The following is a 15,287-nucleotide window of genomic DNA, read 5'->3' as shown; positions in this document are numbered from 1 at the left end:
GTTATCGCCGCAATCGCGCCCCAGTTTCTTCCCAGTCTGGCGCCCCGTCGCCACTGCGAGGTACAAGACGCGCATGCCCCGTCTCCTCCCCAACGCCATCGCCGCCCTGGCCGGCGTCCTGGCTGCGGCAAACCCCGCCGCGGCCGCCGATGCCAGCGCCCGCATGACCTATGATGTCTATGTCGGCGGCGTGCGCATGCTGGAGGTGACCTCCGGCGTCTCGCTGGCGGGCGACCGCTACGACGTCGGCCTGTCGGCCCATGTCGTCGGCATCGCCGCCACCTTCAGCGACTGGCGCTCGAACGTGCAGTCGAGCGGCGGGCTGGACGGCGCCCGGGTGCGCCCGGCCCGCAACGTGGTCGAGCGGATCAACGGCGACGACGCCAGGACCACCACCATCACCTTCCTCGGCGGCGGCCGGATGGATGTCGAGATCGTGCCGAGCAAGAAGCCGAAGCGCGAGCAGACCATCCCGCCGGAAAAGCTGGTCCATGCGGTGGACCCGCTGAGCGGCGTGGTCGCCATCCTGCAGGCCCTGCATCTCGGCGCCGAGGCCTGCCAGGGCCAGGTGCCGGTGTTCGACGGGCGCCGGCTGTACCGCGCTGACCTGGCCGATGGTGGCACGGTGACGGTGGAGAAATCGGATCTCGGGATGTATGGCGGGTCGGCCCAGCGCTGCACTGTGTCGCTGACGCCGATGGTCGGCGATTTCAACTTCGGCGACGAACGGCGCAACGCCAAGCCGACCGAGTATCTCCAGCCCAGCTCGCGGGCGCCGGACCAGCGGGTGATCGACACCTGGCTGGCCTCCCCCGGCGCCGGATTGCCGGCGGTGCCGGTGCGGATCCAGAGCGAGTCCCCCTGGGGCCGCGTCATCGTGCATCTCCGCGCGATCCAGGTCGGCGCCTCCTGATCTCAACCGATGCGCGTAACCCGTCGCAACAATAATTGAATTTCGCTTTCGCGGCGTCCGTGGCAGACCACGCGGGACATGGTCCGTGATTGTGGAGCCCCCGTGAGCGCTGTCGCCTGCCTCATCCTCGCCGCCGGCAAGGGCACCCGGATGAAATCCGACCGTCCAAAGGTGATGCACGAGATCGCCGGCCGGTCGATGCTCGGCCATGTGGTCGCCGCCGCCCAGGCGCTGGCGCCCGAGCGGATCGCCGTGGTGGTGGGGCCGGGGATGGAGGCGGTGGCGCAGAGCGTCGCCCCGGTCCCGACCGTGATCCAACCGGCGCAGCGCGGCACCGGTGACGCGGTGCGCGCGGCGCTGCCGGCGATCGTGGGCTTCGAGGGCGACGTCATCGTGCTGTTCGGCGACACGCCGCTGCTGACCACGGCGACGCTGGAGCGGCTGGTCGCGGCCCGCCGCGCCGCCGAGGATCCGGCGGTGGTGGTGCTGGGCATGCGCCCGGCCGACCCGCTGCAATACGGCCGGCTGGTGCTGACCGGCGACGGCGGCCTCGACCGCATCGTCGAATATTCCGAAGCCAGCGCGGACGAGCGCCGGATCGGCCTCTGCAATGCCGGCATCATGACCTTCGACGGCCGCCGCCTGGCGGAGCTGATCGCGGCGCTGAAGGCCGAGAACGCCAAGGGCGAGTTCTTCCTGACCGACACGGTCGAGGCCGCCCGGGCCCGCGGCTGGGCCTGCAGCGTGGTCGAGGGCGACCCGGCCGAGGTGCTGGGCATCAACTCCCGGGTCGAGCTGGCCGATGCCGAGGCCATCCTGCAGGACCGGCTGCGCCGCCAGGCCATGCTCGGCGGCGCGACGCTGGTCGACCCGAAGACCGTCTGGCTCTCGGCCGACACGAAGCTCGGGCGCGACGTGGTGATCGGGCCGTCGACCTATTTCGGCCCCGGCGTCACGGTCGAGGACGGGGTCGAGATCCTGGGCTTCAGCCATATCGAGGGAGCGACGATCCGCACCGGCGCCCGCATCGGTCCCTTCGCCCGGCTGCGCCCGACCACGACGGTGGGCGAGGGGGCGCATATCGGCAATTTCGTCGAGCTGAAGGCGGCTGATCTCGGCGCCGGCGCCAAGGCCAACCATCTGACCTATCTCGGCGACGTCTCGGTCGGCGAGAAGACCAATATCGGCGCCGGCACCATCGTCTCGAACTACGACGGCTACAACAAGTTCCGCACCAGCATCGGCGCCGAGGTCTTCGTCGGCTCCGACACCGTGCTGGTGGCGCCGCTGACGGTCGGCGACCGCGCCAACATCGCCGCCGGCAGCGTCATCACCCGCGACGTCGCCCCGGACGCGCTGGCAATCGGCCGCGCCCGGCAGGAGGAGAAGCCCGGCTGGGCGCCGCGCTACCGCGCGAAGAAGAAGGCGGAAAAAGCCAAGCGCGAGCAGGAGAAGGGCTGATGTGCGGCATCGTCGGCATCGTCGGGACCCGGCCGGTCGCCTCCCGCCTGGTCGAGGCGCTGAAGCGCCTGGAATATCGCGGCTATGATTCCGCCGGCATCGCCACCCTGGTCGACGGCCGGATCGAGCGCCGCCGCGCCGAGGGCAAGCTGGTCCATCTCGAGAGCCGGCTAGGCGAGGCGCCGATCGACGGCACCATCGGCATCGGCCACACCCGCTGGGCCACCCACGGCCGCCCGAGCGAAAACAATGCCCATCCGCATGCGACCGACCGGGTCGCGATCGTGCACAACGGCATCATCGAGAATTTCCGCGAGCTGCGGCAGGAGCTGGAGGCGCTCGGCCACGTCTTCGCCACCGAGACCGATTCCGAGATCGTCGCCCATCTGGTCAGCCACTATCTCGACCGGCAGATGGCGCCGCGCGAGGCCAGCGCCGCGGCGCTGAAGCGGCTGGAGGGCGCCTTCGCCCTGGCCTTCCTGTTCAACGGCGAGGAGGACCTGCTGGTCGTCGCCCGGCGCGGCTCGCCGCTGGCCATCGGCTTCGGCGACGGCGAGATGTATGTCGGCTCCGACGCGCTGGCGATCGGGGCGTGGACCGACAGGATCTGCTATCTCGACGAGGGCGACTGGGCGGTGATCGCCCGGTCGGGCGTCGAGATCTATGACGCCGCGGACCGGTCGGTCGCCCGGCCGGTCAAGCCGATCGCGACCACCGGCGCGCTGATCGGCAAGGGCGATTTCCGCCACTACATGCTGAAGGAGATCTACGAGCAGCCGGCGGTGGTGGGCGACACGCTGCGCACCATGCTGGACCCGGCGACCCGGGCGATCGTGCTGCCGCCGCTGCCCTTCGACTTCGCCACGGTGCCGCGCGCCACCATCGTCGCCTGCGGCACCGCCTTCTATGCCGGCATGGTGGCGAAATACTGGTTCGAGACCGTGGCCCGGCTGCCGGTCGAGCTCGATATCGCCTCGGAGTTCCGCTACCGCGAGGCGCCGCTGCCCGAGGGCGGCCTGGCCATCTTCGTCTCCCAGTCGGGCGAGACCGCCGACACGCTGGCGGCTTTGCGCTACGCCCGGTCGCAGGGCCAGCGCATCCTGTCGATCGTCAACGTGCCGGACAGCTCGATCGCCCGCGAGAGCGACGCGGTGATCCAGACCCTGGCCGGGCCGGAGATCGGCGTCGCCTCGACCAAGGCCTTCACCACCCAGCTGACCGTGCTGGCCTGCCTGGCCGTCGCCGCGGCCCGGGCGCGCGGCGCCATCGACGCGGCGCGGGAGGCGGCGCTGTCCACCGCCCTGACCGAGGTGCCGAGCCGCCTCGCCGACGTGCTGAACCACGACGCCACGATCCGCGACCTCGCCCACCAGGTGGCGCTGGCGCGGGACGTTCTCTACCTCGGCCGCGGCCTGTCCTACCCGCTGGCGCTGGAGGGCGCCTTGAAGCTGAAGGAGATCAGCTACATCCACGCCGAGGGCTATGCCGCCGGCGAGATGAAGCACGGGCCGATCGCGCTGATCGACGACAAGGTGCCGGTGATCGTGCTGGCGCCGCGCGATCCTGTCTTCGACAAGACCGTGTCGAACGTGCAGGAGGTGATGGCCCGCGGCGGCAAGGTGATCTTCTTCTCCGACCGGGAGGGGATCGAGAGGCTGGGGCCAGGCCCGGTGGCGGCGATCGACCTGCCGGGCATCGACCCCTTCGTCGCGCCGATCCTCTACGCCGTGCCGGTGCAGCTCCTGGCCTACCACACCGCCGTGGCCAAGGGCACCGATGTCGACCAGCCCCGCAACCTCGCCAAGAGCGTCACGGTGGAGTAGGGGCTGTCGGTCCGCCGATGCCTATGCCGGCTTTGAGAAGCTGTACCTTCCGAACTCTGCAGCAAGGACCTCCGACATGCCCCCGCATTCCGGCTTTCTCGATTTTCCCGCACACCTGCCCGGCGGCGTGCAGCCGCGCATCGTGCTGTTCGGCGCGCCGCATGGCAGCACCTATCCCGGTGCCGATCCTTCGGGCTTCGCCGGCGCGGCGGCCGCCATCCGCGCCGCCAGCCAGGACGATGCGCAGTTCCTCGACAGCTGGGACTTCGACCTTGGCGGCCCTCTCTTCGAGGGCCGTGAGCCCTGCTGCGTCGATGCCGGCGATCTGCCGACTTCGGTCTTTGACAATGCCGGAAATCGCAAGCTGATCGAAGAGAGGACGCGCGCCATCCTCGCCGCCGGCGCCGCACCGCTGATGATCGGGGGCGATGATTCCGTGCCCATCCCTTTCATCGCCGGCTTTGCCGATCATGGCCCGATCTGGATCCTGCAGATCGATGCCCATATCGACTGGCGCGACGAGCGCTATGGCGAGCCCTTGGGCTATTCCAGCACCATGCGCCGGGCGAGCGAGATGCCACATGTCGCCGGCATCGTGCAGGCGGGTATCCGGGGCCTTGGCAGTGCCCGGCCCTTGGAGGTCGAGGCCGCCAGGCGCTGGGGCGCGCGCCTCGTCACGGCGCGGGAGATCCACGCCGAAGGCGTCGAAGCCGCCCTCGGGCACATGCCCGCGGGCGCGCGCGTCGTTGTGACCCTCGACTGCGACGGGCTCGATCCCAGCGTGATGCCGGGCGTCGCCGGCCGCACGCCCGGCGGGCTGACCTATCAGCAGGCGATCGGACTGATCGAGGGGGTGAGCCGGCGCGGACGCCTTGCCGGCTTCGACCTCATTGAATTCCAAACGCCCGCTGATATGGACGGCATCACGGCGCTCACCGCTGCGCGCCTTCTCGTCAATGTGATCGGACGCATCGTCAGGCAGGCTTGAACCGGTCATCGGCGCGTGTCTGATGCCGATGCCGCGCGAACCATTAGGGGTCACTGCAAGAGTAGGGCGTAACCGTGTTCCGACGACCGCGGCCATCGGATCACGGTTGCCGACGAGGGGCGGGCGGTGCGGTTATCCTTGACTTATTTGTTCCCTTTATGTTCCAATGATGGCATGGACAGTGCCTCCACCAGGGATGAGATCCCGTCCGTCGCATCGCCGGCCACGGACGAGGCTGCCCGGGACATCGAGATGCTGTCCGAGATGGCGGAGCTCGGCCTGGAATTCGCCCGGGCGTTCCAGGCCGCGAGCGTCAAGGCCATCAAGGACGGCGATCTCGACAAGGCCGGGGAAGCCCATTTCAGCAGCCTCGCCCTCGGTGTCCGCCGCGCCATTGCCCTCAAGGTTCGGCTGCGCGAGCGGCAGGAGGAGGCCCGGCGCGAGGCCGAGGACGGATGGAGCCGGCGGCAGGCGGCGAAGGATGACCGCCGCCGTGGCGTCGTCCGCGGCGTCACCCGGGCCATCGACACCGCACCCGATGCTCCTGAGGCCCGGGAGCGGCTGACCGTCGATCTGTGGACGCGGGTGTCCGAGACCGACCGGATCGACGCCGACCTGGCCGACACCGCCCTGCCGATCGAGACCCTGATCCTGCGCCTGTGCCGCGACCTCGGGATACAGCCCCACTGGCCCGCGGTCGCGGCTGCGGCGCCGGCCGTATCCCGGACCGCGCCGCCACCACCGTGGCCGCGCGACTGGAGTCCCCGGCACGGCCGGATGCGCGAGCCCGACCCCGCGCTTCCGCGCGAAGAAGACGACACCAGCTGAGCGCCGGGCGCGTGCCCCATTCTGGATCTTGCCGAAACTATTTGCGTCGCCCCTCCCGCCCTGCAGGAGAGGGCGGAGGCGCTTGCGTGTCAGGCGCAGATTGGGTTCGCCTCCGCGAACCCAATCTGCGAGGCCGCTCTTTGCCGCCGCGGGGCGAGGCGCCGCGGAGCCGTTCGCTCAGCCCGCCAGCCAGACCTTGTTCAGATGCATCTCGCGGGCGAAGTGGTATTCGAAGCCCTGCACCTTGTCGGTGCTGGCGGTGAAGATCTTCAGCCAGAACGGGATGATGGCGATCGCGTCCTCCTGCATGATCTCTTCCAGCCGGTGCACCAGCACCTTGCGCTTCTCCAGGTCCAGCGTCGCCTGGGCCTGGTCGAGGATCTTGTCGAACTCCGGGTTGGCGTAGCCGGTCTCGTTCCAGGCGACGCCGCTGCGGTAGCCCAGTGCCAGGACCTGCACCGCCAGCGGCCGGGTCAGCCATTGCGTCACCGAGAACGGCCATTTGGTCCAGCGGTCCCAGAAGGTGGCGCCGGGCAGGACGTTGACCTTGAGGTCGATGCCGGCCGGCTTGACCATCTCGGACAGCACCTGGGCGGTGTCGATCTCGTGCTTCAGCGCGTCCTGGCAGCTGATCTCGATCGACAGCCCGTTCGGATAGCCGGCCTCGGCGAGAAGCTTCTTGGCCTTGTCGATGTCCGGCGCCGGCAGCGGCAGCGGCGTGTATTCCGGGTGGATCGGCGAGACGTGGAAATCCTCGCCGGGCGTGCCGAAGCCCTGATAGGCCAGCTCGGTCAGGCGCTTATGGTCGACGCAGGCCTGGATCGCCTGGCGCACCGCCTTCTTGTCGAAGGGCGGCTCGCTGAGGCGGAAGCGGGCGACGCCGGTCTCCGCCGTCAGCTTCTCGTACTGCTTCAGCCCCGGCACGCCCTGCACCGCCGGCAGCAGGTTGACCGGCACCTGGCTCACCAGGTCGACCTGGCCGGAGCCCAGTGCCGCCAGCCAGGCGGCCGGGTCGCTGCCGAGGTCGATATACTCGACGCCGTCGAGATAGACCTCCTCGCCCCAATACTCCGCCGCCGGCCGCTTCTCGAACACGGCGCGCGACCCCACCGCCACCTCCTTCAGCCGGAACGGCCCGGTGCCGACCGGGGCCTTCATCAGGTTGGCGCCGGACTTGGCGAAGTCGCGATGGGTGATCAGCGCCGGATAATCGCCCAGGCTTTCCGGGAATTGCAGCATCGGGCTCTGCAGATGGAAGCGAACGGTGTGGTCGTCGACCCGCTCCAACGCGTTCGGCGCGATCTTGACCGCGTCGCCGTCCTTCACCGTCAGGCCGCTGAACCGGCCCTGGTTGGACGAGCCGGTCTTGCTGTCGAGCCAGCGCTCGAAGGTCTTGATCACGTCGTCAGCGTTGAAGTCGTCGCCATTGTTCCACTTCACGCCCTTGCGCAGATGGAAGGTCCATTGGCTGACATCGTCATTGGCCTCCCATTTCTCCGCCAGCCAGGGCCGGGCGACGTCGTCGGTGCCGATCGACACCAGCGGCTCGATGATCAGCCGGCCGACATTGCCCTTCTCCGACCAGTCGTAGATCGCCGGGTCGGCGCAATCCATCACCGGCATGCCGATGCGCAGGATCCCGCCCTTGCGCGGCGTCTCCTGCGCCAGGGCCTGCGGGATCGCGGCCTCGCCGGTGATCCGCCCGGCCAGGGCGTAGGCGGCCGGCGCCGCCATGCCCAGCAGCGCCGCGGTGCGGATGAAGTCGCGCCGTCCGATCCGGCCGGCCTTGAGCTGCTCGGCCATCGGCGGAATCGCGGGATGAAGCCTTGTCTCGTCGTCCATGAAGCGCCCCTGTTGTTGGTGTCCGGTCCCTGATGAACCGGTTTCGGTACGGTCAGTTCAGCGGCAGCCGGCGGAAATGCCCCGGCCGGAACGGGTCGTGGAAATGCTGCATCGGCCCGTGCTCGACGAAGTGGCGGTGCCAGCGGTCCAGCGCCTGGCGGTCGAGGGTGACGCCGAGCCCAGGCCCGTCCGGCACCCGCACCGTGTTGCCGGTCTGGCGGAACGGCCCGCCCTCGATCACGTCGCCGACCTGCCAGCGGAACAGCGACTGCGCCGGCTCGCGGATCCAGGCTGTCGCCGCCGAGACCTGGAGATAGGCGGCGGTGCAGATGCCGGTGTCGCCGCTGTAGCACCAGAAATCGACGCCCGTCGCCTCGCAGCCAGCGATGAAGCGCAGCGTCCGGCCAATGCCGCCATGCACGGCGAAGTTGGTGACGAAGGCGTCGGGCACGCCCAGCGCCAGGGCGCGGCGCAGGTCCGGCACATGCGAGGAGAACGGGATGGCGCTGTGCTGCCGCAGCTTCTGCATCTCCTCGAAGGTCGCGACCGGATCCTCGTAGTTGCGGATGTTGTAGGGCTCGATCGCCTGCAGCACATGGCGCGCCGTGGGCAGCGACCACTGCATGTTGGAATCGAGCCGGATCATCGCCTCCGGCCCCAGCGCCTCGCGCAGCTTGCGGACGGTTCGGATCTCCAGCTCCGGGTCGCCGAGGCTGAGCTTGCCCTCGAACATGGTGGAGCCATGCGCCTCGCGCATCCGCAGGCAATAGTCGACGATGGCCTCGGCCGACATCTCGCCGCCGGCCGCGCCCGCGGCCTCGCGGAAGCTGAAATACTCGGTGAACGGGATGTCCTGCCGCACCGCGCCGCCGAGCAGCTTGTGGATCGGCTGGCCCCATTCCTTGCCGCGGATGTCCCACAGCGCCATCTCCAGCGCGCCGAAGGCGATCACCACGGCGTTCTCGCCGGTGTTGGCGGTGATCTGGATCGATGGCAGGCACAGGCTCTCGATCGCGGCGATGTCGAGCGGGTCGTGGCCGATGATCCGCGGCGCCAGCTCATGCTCGATGATCGGGCCGAAATGCCACCACGGCGCCTCGCCGAGCCCGGTGATGCCGGCATCGGTCTCGACCTCGACGATGCATTTGGAGGAGCCGGGATAGGCCCCGACCGACCAGTGGAACGGCGCGTCGAGCGGGATGTTGACCGGGGTCGTCCGGATCCGGGTGATCTTCATGCGGCCCTCCGGGAACGTAGGTCACAACCGTCCCCGACCGCCCGGGGCAGCGTAAACCGAATTCTCCTCACCCCTGCATGAGGTCAATCGATGCAAGAGGCCAGCTCATGGAAGGCACGGGCCACCATCAGGTCGAGATGGCCGCCGCCGGCATTCTTGAACAGGGTGATCTCGTCGGCCGAGCGGCGGCCCGCGGCGCCGGCGCACAGTTCGGCCAGATCGGCGACGACATCCGCCGGGGCGATGGCGCCGGCGGCGATCGCCTGGGTGAACTCGCCGCAATGGCCGACGGCGAAGCGGCGCGTGTCGACGAACAGGCGGGCCCGGCGCATCGCCGCGTCATCAGCCTCGCGCATCTCCGGGGTGAAGGATCCGACCAGGTCGACATGCGCCCCCGGCTTCAGCCAGGCGCCGCGCAGCACCGGCTCCCGGGACGCGGTGACGCAGGAGACGATGTCCGCCGCCCGCACCGCCGCCTCGGCGTCCTCGACCGCGCCGATCTCGATGCCCGGGACGGAGAGGGCGGCCGCCAGATCTCGCGCCTTCTCCGCCGTGCGGTTCCAGATCACGACGCGCCGGATCGAGGGGCGGACGGCCAGCAGGTAGCGGATCTGCGTCTCCGCCTGCGCCCCGGCGCCCAGCACCGCCAGCGTCGCGGCATCCGGTCGGGCCAGCAGGTCGGCACCGAGGGCGGAATCGGCCGCGGTCTTGGCGCGGGTGAAGCTCTCGCCGGTGATCACCGCCTGCGGCTTGCCGTCCTGCCCGTCGAACAGCACGACGACGGAGCGGATGTTCGGTCCGGCGCCGCGCCCCTCATTGCCCGGAAACACCGCGGCCAGCTTCGCCCCCAGCGCCGCGCCCGGCTGCCACGCCGTCCAGGTCAGCAGGCTGTTGGGCGCGCCCGGCTCTTCCAGCAGCAGGCGCTCGACCGCGCCGATCCCCTGCCGGTGCCCGTCGCGCAGCCGTTCGACCAGCCACAGCGGATCGAACTCCAACGCATCGGCGTCGATGGCGAGGATCGGCGCCATCACAAATCCTTCAGCAGCCGCAGCGCGTCGTACACCGCGGCGTGGATGTTGCGGGAGGAGACGGCGTCGCCGATCCGCCACAGCACGAAGCGGCCCTCCGGATTGCGCCTCACCGCCTGCGGGCGGTTGGCGATCATCGCCTCGTAATCGACCGCGCCGAGGTTCGACGACAGCGGCTTCAGCGCGAAATACAGCTCGTCGAGCGGCAGGGTGCCGTGCTCGACCACCACCTGGTCGGCCCGCTTCTCCACCGTGCGCCGGCCGTATTCGTCGCGGAAGCTGGCGACCAGCCGGTTGCCGTCGCGCCGCACGCTCTCCAGCCGCAGGTTGATGGTGACCTGCACGCCATGCTCGGAGAAGGCGCGGAAATAGGCCGGATAGCTGGTGCCGCCGACATCCGGGGCCAGCATCCGCTCCGGCGTCACCAGCTCCAGCCGGCTGCCGGCGCCGGCGATGAACTCGGCCGCGGTCAGGCCGGGATGGGCGCCGTTGTCGTCGTACAGCAGCACGGTCTCGGCCGGCTTGGCGGCGCCGGACAGGATGTCCCAGCTGGTGGTCACCAGCTCCTCGCCGGCATCGAGGAAGCCGGTGTTCGGCAGGCCGCCGGTCGCCACCACCACCACGTCAGGCGCCTCGGCCAGCACGTCGCCAGCCTCGGCATAGGTGTTGAACCGCATCGCCACGCCGTGGCGCTCGCATTCGGCCATGCGCCAGTCGACGATGCCCAGGATCTCGCGCCGGCGCTGCAGGCCGGCGGTGATGCGGATCTGACCGCCCGGCTGGTCCGCCGCCTCGAACAGGGTGACGGCATGGCCGCGCTCGCCGGCCACCCGCGCCGCCTCCAGCCCGGCCGGGCCGGCGCCGACCACCACCACCTTGCGCCGCGGCCCGGTGCTGCGGGGCACGACATGCGGCATCGTCGCCTCGCGCCCGGTGGCGGCGTTGTGGATGCAGGCCGCCTGGCCGCCATAGATGCTGTCGATGCAGTAGCCCATGCCGACGCAGGGCCGGATCTCGGCCTCGCGCCCCTCGATCACCTTGCGGGCGATGTGCGGGTCGGCCATGTGCGGCCGGGTCATCCCGACCATGTCCAGCTTGCCGCTCTCGATCGCGTGGCGGGCGGTGGCGACGTCCTGGATCCGGGCGGCGTGGAAGGTCGGCACCTTGGCCGCCGCCCGCACCTCGCCGGCGAAGTCGAGATGGGGGGCGGAGCGGGCCCCCATGCCGGGGATGACATGCGACAGCGCCTCGTCGGTGTCGATGTGGCCTTTGATGACATTGACGAAGTCGATCAGGCCGGAGGCGACGAGCCGGCGCGCGATCTCCAGCCCCTCGGCCTTGGACAGGCCGCGCTCCCAGTCCTCGTCGCAGACCATGCGGGTGCCGACGATGAAACCCGGCCCGACCCGCTCGCGGATGGCGCGCAGCACCTGGAAGGCGAAGCGCAGCCGGTTGTCCAGGTCGCCGCCATATTCGTCGTCGCGCTGGTTGGTGGCCGGCGACCAGAACTGGTCGATCAGGTGGCCGTAGCATTCGAGCTCCATCCCGTCGAGCCCGCCGGCCTGGACCCGCTCGGCGCCGTCGGCATAGGCGGCGACGATGCGCTCGATGTCCCAGTCCTCCATCGCCTTGGGGAAGGCGCGATGCGCCGGCTCGCGCACCGGGGAGGGGGCGACGACCGGCAGCCAGTCCTCCTTCGACCAGCTGGTGCGGCGGCCGAGGTGGGTGACCTGGATCATCACGGCCGCGCCGTGCGAATGCACGTCGTCCGCCAGCTCCTTCAGCCAGCGCACCACCTCGTCCTTGTAGAGCAGGATGTTGCCGAAGGCCTGCGGGCTGTCCGGCGCGACGACGGAGGAGCCGCCGATCATGGTCAAGGCGATGCCGCCCTTGGCCTTCTCGGCATGGTACAGCCGGTACCGCTCCTTCGGCAGGCCGTCCTCGGTGTAGGCCGGCTCATGCGCGGTCGACATGAAGCGGTTGCGCAGGGTCAGGTGGCGCAGCGTGTACGGCTGCAGCAGGGGATCGGCGTTCGACATGTCCGTTGGCGGATCGTTGCGACGGTTTCACTCTTCCGGCCCGTCCGCCGATGGTAAACCGAATTTCCTTCACGCCGGCATGAGCCCAGTCGATGCAAACCCTCCGCGGCAGTCTTCCCTCGCTCAACGCCCTGGCGGTGTTCGAGGCGTCGGCGCGGCGGCTCAGCTTCTCCAGGGCGGCGGACGACCTGGCGATCACCCAGTCGGCGGTCAGCCACGGCATCCGCCAGCTCGAGGCCTCGCTCGGGCTCGACCTGTTCATCCGCCACCATCGCCGGCTGGAGCTGTCGCCGGAGGGCGAGCGGCTCTACGCCGCGGTCGCCACCAGCCTGTCCGCGATCGCCCAGGCGGTCGACGACATCACCGGCCGGTCCATGGCGGCGGCACAGCGCGAGATCGTGATCGGGGTCTCGACCTCGATGGCGGCGCATTGGCTGCTGCCGCGCTTCGCCGCCTTCCGCACCGCCTTTCCCGCCATCCCGCTGCGGATCCAGACCATCGACCGCGATGCCGATCCGGGCGCCGACGGGATCGACGTCGCGATCCGGCTCGGCGACGGCAAATGGCCGGACCACGACACCATCCCACTGTGGGAGGAGCATGTGCATGCCGTCGCCAGCCCGGCCTATCTGGCGGCGCATGGCCCGCTGCGCGACGCCGCCGACCTGTATGGCTGCCAGTTGATCCATTACGAGGATGCGCTGCGCCGCCGCGCCACCTGGAGCGAGTGGTTCGCCGCCCTCGGCCTGCCGGCGCCGGGGCCGGCCCGGTCGCTGCGCGTCACCGACCATGCGGTGGCGCTGCAGGCGGCGATGGACGGGCAGGGGGTGACGCTGGGCTGGCGGCCGATCATCGACGACCTGATCCGGACCGGCCGCCTGGCCGACGCCTTTCCCCGCCACCTCGACACCGGCCGGCGCTTCTACATCGTCACCATGCGCGGCGCGACGCTGCGCAAGCCGCTGTCGCTGTTCTGCGACTGGCTGGCCGCCCAGGCCGCGGCGATGAAGGGGTGGTGACTCCCCGCCCTGCCAACCATGTCCGAAAACCGCGAGCGCGATCGCTTCGGACGTGACATGGTCGGGCCATGGAATCGCTCGATCCAGAAGCCTGCTATCGCGCCCTGCTGACCCGCGACCCGCGGTTCGACGGGCGAATCTTCGTCGGCGTGACCTCCACCGGCATCTACTGCCGGCCGGTGTGCCCGGCCCGCACAGCGAAGTTCGAGAACTGCCGGTTCTACGCCTCCGCCGCCGCGGCGCAGGAGGCCGGGTTCCGGCCCTGCCTGCGCTGCCGGCCGGAGACGGCGCCCGACCTCGCCTCCTGGCGCGGCACATCCAACACCGTGTCGCGCGGCCTGGCACTGATCGCCGACGGCGCGCTCGACGGCGGCGAGGCGGGGGTCGAGGCGCTGGCCGAACGGCTCGGCGTCGGTGGCCGCCAACTGCGCCGGCTGTTCCGGCAGCATCTCGGGGCCACGCCGGTCGCCGTGGCCCAGACCCGGCGCGTGCTGTTCGCCAAGCAGATGATCCAGGAGACGCGGATGCCGATGGCCGAGGTGGCGCTGGCCGCCGGCTTCGGCAGCGTCCGCCGCTTCAACGAGACCTTCCACGACCTGTTCCGCCGCCCGCCCAGCGCGCTGCGCCGCCGGGCCTGGGCCGGGCTGCCGGTCGATTCGGTCGCCGCCGGCGGGGTGACGCTGCGGCTGCGCTACCGCCCGCCCTATGACTGGCCGGCGATGCTGGCCTATCTGCAGGCCCGCGCCATTGACGGGGTGGAGCAGGTGGCGGGCGGCGCCTACCGGCGCAGCGTCGCCGAGGGCGACGAGATCGGCACCGTCGAGGTCCGGCACGAGCCGGCGCGCGACAACCTGGCGGTGCTGGTGCGCTTCCCCTCGGTGCGCGCCCTGCCGGGCATCCTGGCCCGGGTGCGGCGCGTGTTCGACGTCGGCGCCGACATCGAGACGATCGGCGCCCATCTGTCGCAGGATCCGTTCCTGGCGCCGCTGGTGGCGCGGCGACCGGGGCTGCGCGCCCCCGGCGGCTGGGACGGGTTCGAGCTGGCGGTGCGTGCCGTGCTGGGCCAGCAGGTCACCGTGGTCGCCGCCCGGCAGCTGGCCGGCCGTCTGGTGTCGATCTGCGGCGCCGAGGTACCGGAGGCGGCGCGGCTGAACCCAGCCTTGTCCCGCGCTTTCCCGTCGCCGCAACGGGTCGCCGCGGCGGATCTCGGTGCGCTCGGCATGCCCGCGTCGCGCCGGGCGACGCTGACCGCGCTGGCCGAGGCCGCCATCGCCGACCCGCACCTGTTCCGCCCCTTCGGCACGGTGGAGGAGGCGATCGCCCGGCTGCGCCGGATCCGCGGCATCGGCGACTGGACGGCGCAATACATCGCCCTGCGCGCCCTGCGCGAGCCCGACGCCTTCCCGGCCAGCGACATCGGGCTCTTGCGCGGAGCCGCCGATGGCGCCGGGGTGCGGCCGACCCCGGCCGACCTGCTGCAGCGGGCCGAGCCCTGGCGGCCCTGGCGCGCCTATGCCGCCCAGCATCTCTGGGCCGCGGATGCCGTGCCGGTGGCGAGGGCGAAGCATGGCTGAGGCACTGGTCTTCGACCGCATGCCGAGCCCGCTCGGCGAGCTGGTGATCGTCGCCGACGATGCCGGCCGGCTGCGCGCCATCGACTGGGCCGAGGAGGAGGGGCTGCGCGCCCGGCTCGCCCGCAGCCTCGGCGGCGACGATTTCACCCTGGCGCCGCAGCGCGACCCCGCCGGCCTGACCGCGGCGCTGGAGGCCTATTTCGCCGGCGACCTCGCCGCGATCGACACGCTGCCGGTCGAGGCCGTCGGCACCCCGTTCCAGCGCGCGGTGTGGGCGGCGCTGCGCGGCATCGCCTGCGGCACCACCGTGTCCTATGGCGAGATCGCGCGGCGGATCGGCCAGCCCGGCGCCATGCGCGCCGTCGGCCTGGCCAACAATTCCAATCCGATCCCGATCGTGGTGCCCTGCCACCGGGTGATCGGCGCCGACGGCTCGCTGGTCGGCTTCGGCGGCGGCCTCGACCGCAAGCGCTGGCTGCTGGACCACGAAGGCGCCGGCAGCCCGCAGCTGTCCCTGGCCATCTGAACCAAAACC

At 70.8% G+C, this 15,287-nt stretch carries 12 protein-coding genes; 8 read left to right on the top strand and 4 right to left on the bottom strand.

The window, feature by feature from the left end:
- The first annotated feature begins 73 nt into the window (after positions 1-73).
- From ACTOWL_RS10055 to ACTOWL_RS10035, 5 genes are all read left to right on the top strand, one after another.
- Positions 74-913 (top strand): DUF3108 domain-containing protein, encoded by an 840-nt coding sequence (locus tag ACTOWL_RS10055; RefSeq protein WP_441321083.1) that lies wholly within the window; start codon positions 74-76, stop codon positions 911-913.
- Positions 914-1,015: 102 nt separating this feature from the next.
- Positions 1,016-2,374, top strand: coding sequence for a bifunctional UDP-N-acetylglucosamine diphosphorylase/glucosamine-1-phosphate N-acetyltransferase GlmU (gene glmU / locus ACTOWL_RS10050; protein WP_441321082.1), 1,359 nt, complete (start codon positions 1,016-1,018; stop codon positions 2,372-2,374).
- A complete protein-coding gene (gene glmS, locus ACTOWL_RS10045) occupies positions 2,374-4,197 on the top strand; it encodes a glutamine--fructose-6-phosphate transaminase (isomerizing) (RefSeq protein WP_441321081.1) in 1,824 nt (607 codons plus the stop codon). Before glmU ends, glmS begins: the two co-directional genes overlap by 1 nt.
- 76 nt (positions 4,198-4,273) lie before the next feature.
- The gene (locus ACTOWL_RS10040) at positions 4,274-5,185 is read left to right on the top strand and encodes an arginase family protein (RefSeq protein ID WP_441321080.1); all 912 of its coding nucleotides are present in this window, start codon (positions 4,274-4,276) and stop codon (positions 5,183-5,185) included.
- Between the two features lie 138 nt (positions 5,186-5,323).
- Positions 5,324-6,013, top strand: a complete 690-nt coding sequence (locus ACTOWL_RS10035) for a hypothetical protein (RefSeq protein ID WP_441321079.1) — start codon at positions 5,324-5,326, stop codon at positions 6,011-6,013.
- 177 nt (positions 6,014-6,190) lie between these two features.
- Here ACTOWL_RS10035 and ACTOWL_RS10030 read toward each other — a convergent pair whose 3' ends face one another.
- The 4 genes from ACTOWL_RS10030 to ACTOWL_RS10015 form a co-directional block, all read right to left on the bottom strand.
- Complete coding sequence (locus ACTOWL_RS10030; RefSeq protein ID WP_441321078.1) at positions 6,191-7,816, bottom strand: ABC transporter substrate-binding protein; 1,626 nt, start codon at positions 7,814-7,816, stop codon at positions 6,191-6,193.
- A 91-nt stretch (positions 7,817-7,907) separates the two neighbouring features.
- On the bottom strand, positions 7,908-9,092 hold the full coding sequence (locus tag ACTOWL_RS10025; RefSeq protein ID WP_441321077.1) for a mandelate racemase/muconate lactonizing enzyme family protein: 1,185 nt from the start codon (positions 9,090-9,092) through the stop codon (positions 7,908-7,910).
- An 83-nt stretch (positions 9,093-9,175) separates the two neighbouring features.
- Positions 9,176-10,120: an ornithine cyclodeaminase family protein gene (locus tag ACTOWL_RS10020; protein WP_441321076.1), complete on the bottom strand. Its 945-nt coding sequence runs from the start codon at positions 10,118-10,120 to the stop codon at positions 9,176-9,178.
- Complete coding sequence (locus ACTOWL_RS10015) at positions 10,120-12,159, bottom strand: oxidoreductase (protein ID WP_441321075.1); 2,040 nt, start codon at positions 12,157-12,159, stop codon at positions 10,120-10,122. The genes ACTOWL_RS10020 and ACTOWL_RS10015 overlap by 1 nt, the downstream gene beginning before the upstream one ends.
- Before the next feature lie 92 nt (positions 12,160-12,251).
- Here ACTOWL_RS10015 and ACTOWL_RS10010 point away from each other — a divergent pair, with 92 nt between their 5' ends.
- The 3 genes from ACTOWL_RS10010 to ACTOWL_RS10000 all read left to right on the top strand — a co-directional run bounded on the left by ACTOWL_RS10010 (position 12,252) and on the right by ACTOWL_RS10000 (position 15,278).
- Entirely contained in the window at positions 12,252-13,178 is a 927-nt protein-coding gene (locus tag ACTOWL_RS10010; RefSeq protein ID WP_441321074.1) for a LysR substrate-binding domain-containing protein, read from the top strand.
- Between the two features lie 68 nt (positions 13,179-13,246).
- Positions 13,247-14,752: an AlkA N-terminal domain-containing protein gene (locus tag ACTOWL_RS10005; protein WP_441321073.1), complete on the top strand. Its 1,506-nt coding sequence runs from the start codon at positions 13,247-13,249 to the stop codon at positions 14,750-14,752.
- Entirely contained in the window at positions 14,745-15,278 is a 534-nt protein-coding gene (locus ACTOWL_RS10000; protein WP_441321072.1) for a methylated-DNA--[protein]-cysteine S-methyltransferase, read from the top strand. Before ACTOWL_RS10005 ends, ACTOWL_RS10000 begins: the two co-directional genes overlap by 8 nt.
- Positions 15,279-15,287 lie beyond the last annotated feature (9 nt).

It is taken from the genome of Inquilinus sp. CA228 (genome assembly GCF_052078665.1).
Classification (GTDB): Bacteria; Pseudomonadota; Alphaproteobacteria; order DSM-16000; family Inquilinaceae; genus Inquilinus.
This window is presented reverse-complemented; position numbering and strand designations above follow the sequence as displayed.

Excerpts from the sequence above, each read along its gene's own strand:
- ACTOWL_RS10055 (WP_441321083.1), top strand. The coding sequence starts at position 74 with ATGCCCCGTCTCCTCCCCAACGCCATCGCCGCCCTGGCCGGCGTCCTG.
- glmS (WP_441321081.1), top strand. The coding sequence starts at position 2,374 with ATGTGCGGCATCGTCGGCATCGTCGGGACCCGGCCGGTCGCCTCCCGC.
- ACTOWL_RS10040 (WP_441321080.1), top strand. The coding sequence starts at position 4,274 with ATGCCCCCGCATTCCGGCTTTCTCGATTTTCCCGCACACCTGCCCGGC.
- ACTOWL_RS10030 (WP_441321078.1), bottom strand. The coding sequence starts at position 7,816 with ATGGCCGAGCAGCTCAAGGCCGGCCGGATCGGACGGCGCGACTTCATC.
- ACTOWL_RS10025 (WP_441321077.1), bottom strand. The coding sequence starts at position 9,092 with ATGAAGATCACCCGGATCCGGACGACCCCGGTCAACATCCCGCTCGAC.
- ACTOWL_RS10020 (WP_441321076.1), bottom strand. The coding sequence starts at position 10,120 with ATGGCGCCGATCCTCGCCATCGACGCCGATGCGTTGGAGTTCGATCCG.
- ACTOWL_RS10015 (WP_441321075.1), bottom strand. The coding sequence starts at position 12,159 with ATGTCGAACGCCGATCCCCTGCTGCAGCCGTACACGCTGCGCCACCTG.
- ACTOWL_RS10010 (WP_441321074.1), top strand. The coding sequence starts at position 12,252 with ATGCAAACCCTCCGCGGCAGTCTTCCCTCGCTCAACGCCCTGGCGGTG.
- ACTOWL_RS10005 (WP_441321073.1), top strand. The coding sequence starts at position 13,247 with ATGGAATCGCTCGATCCAGAAGCCTGCTATCGCGCCCTGCTGACCCGC.
- ACTOWL_RS10000 (WP_441321072.1), top strand. The coding sequence starts at position 14,745 with ATGGCTGAGGCACTGGTCTTCGACCGCATGCCGAGCCCGCTCGGCGAG.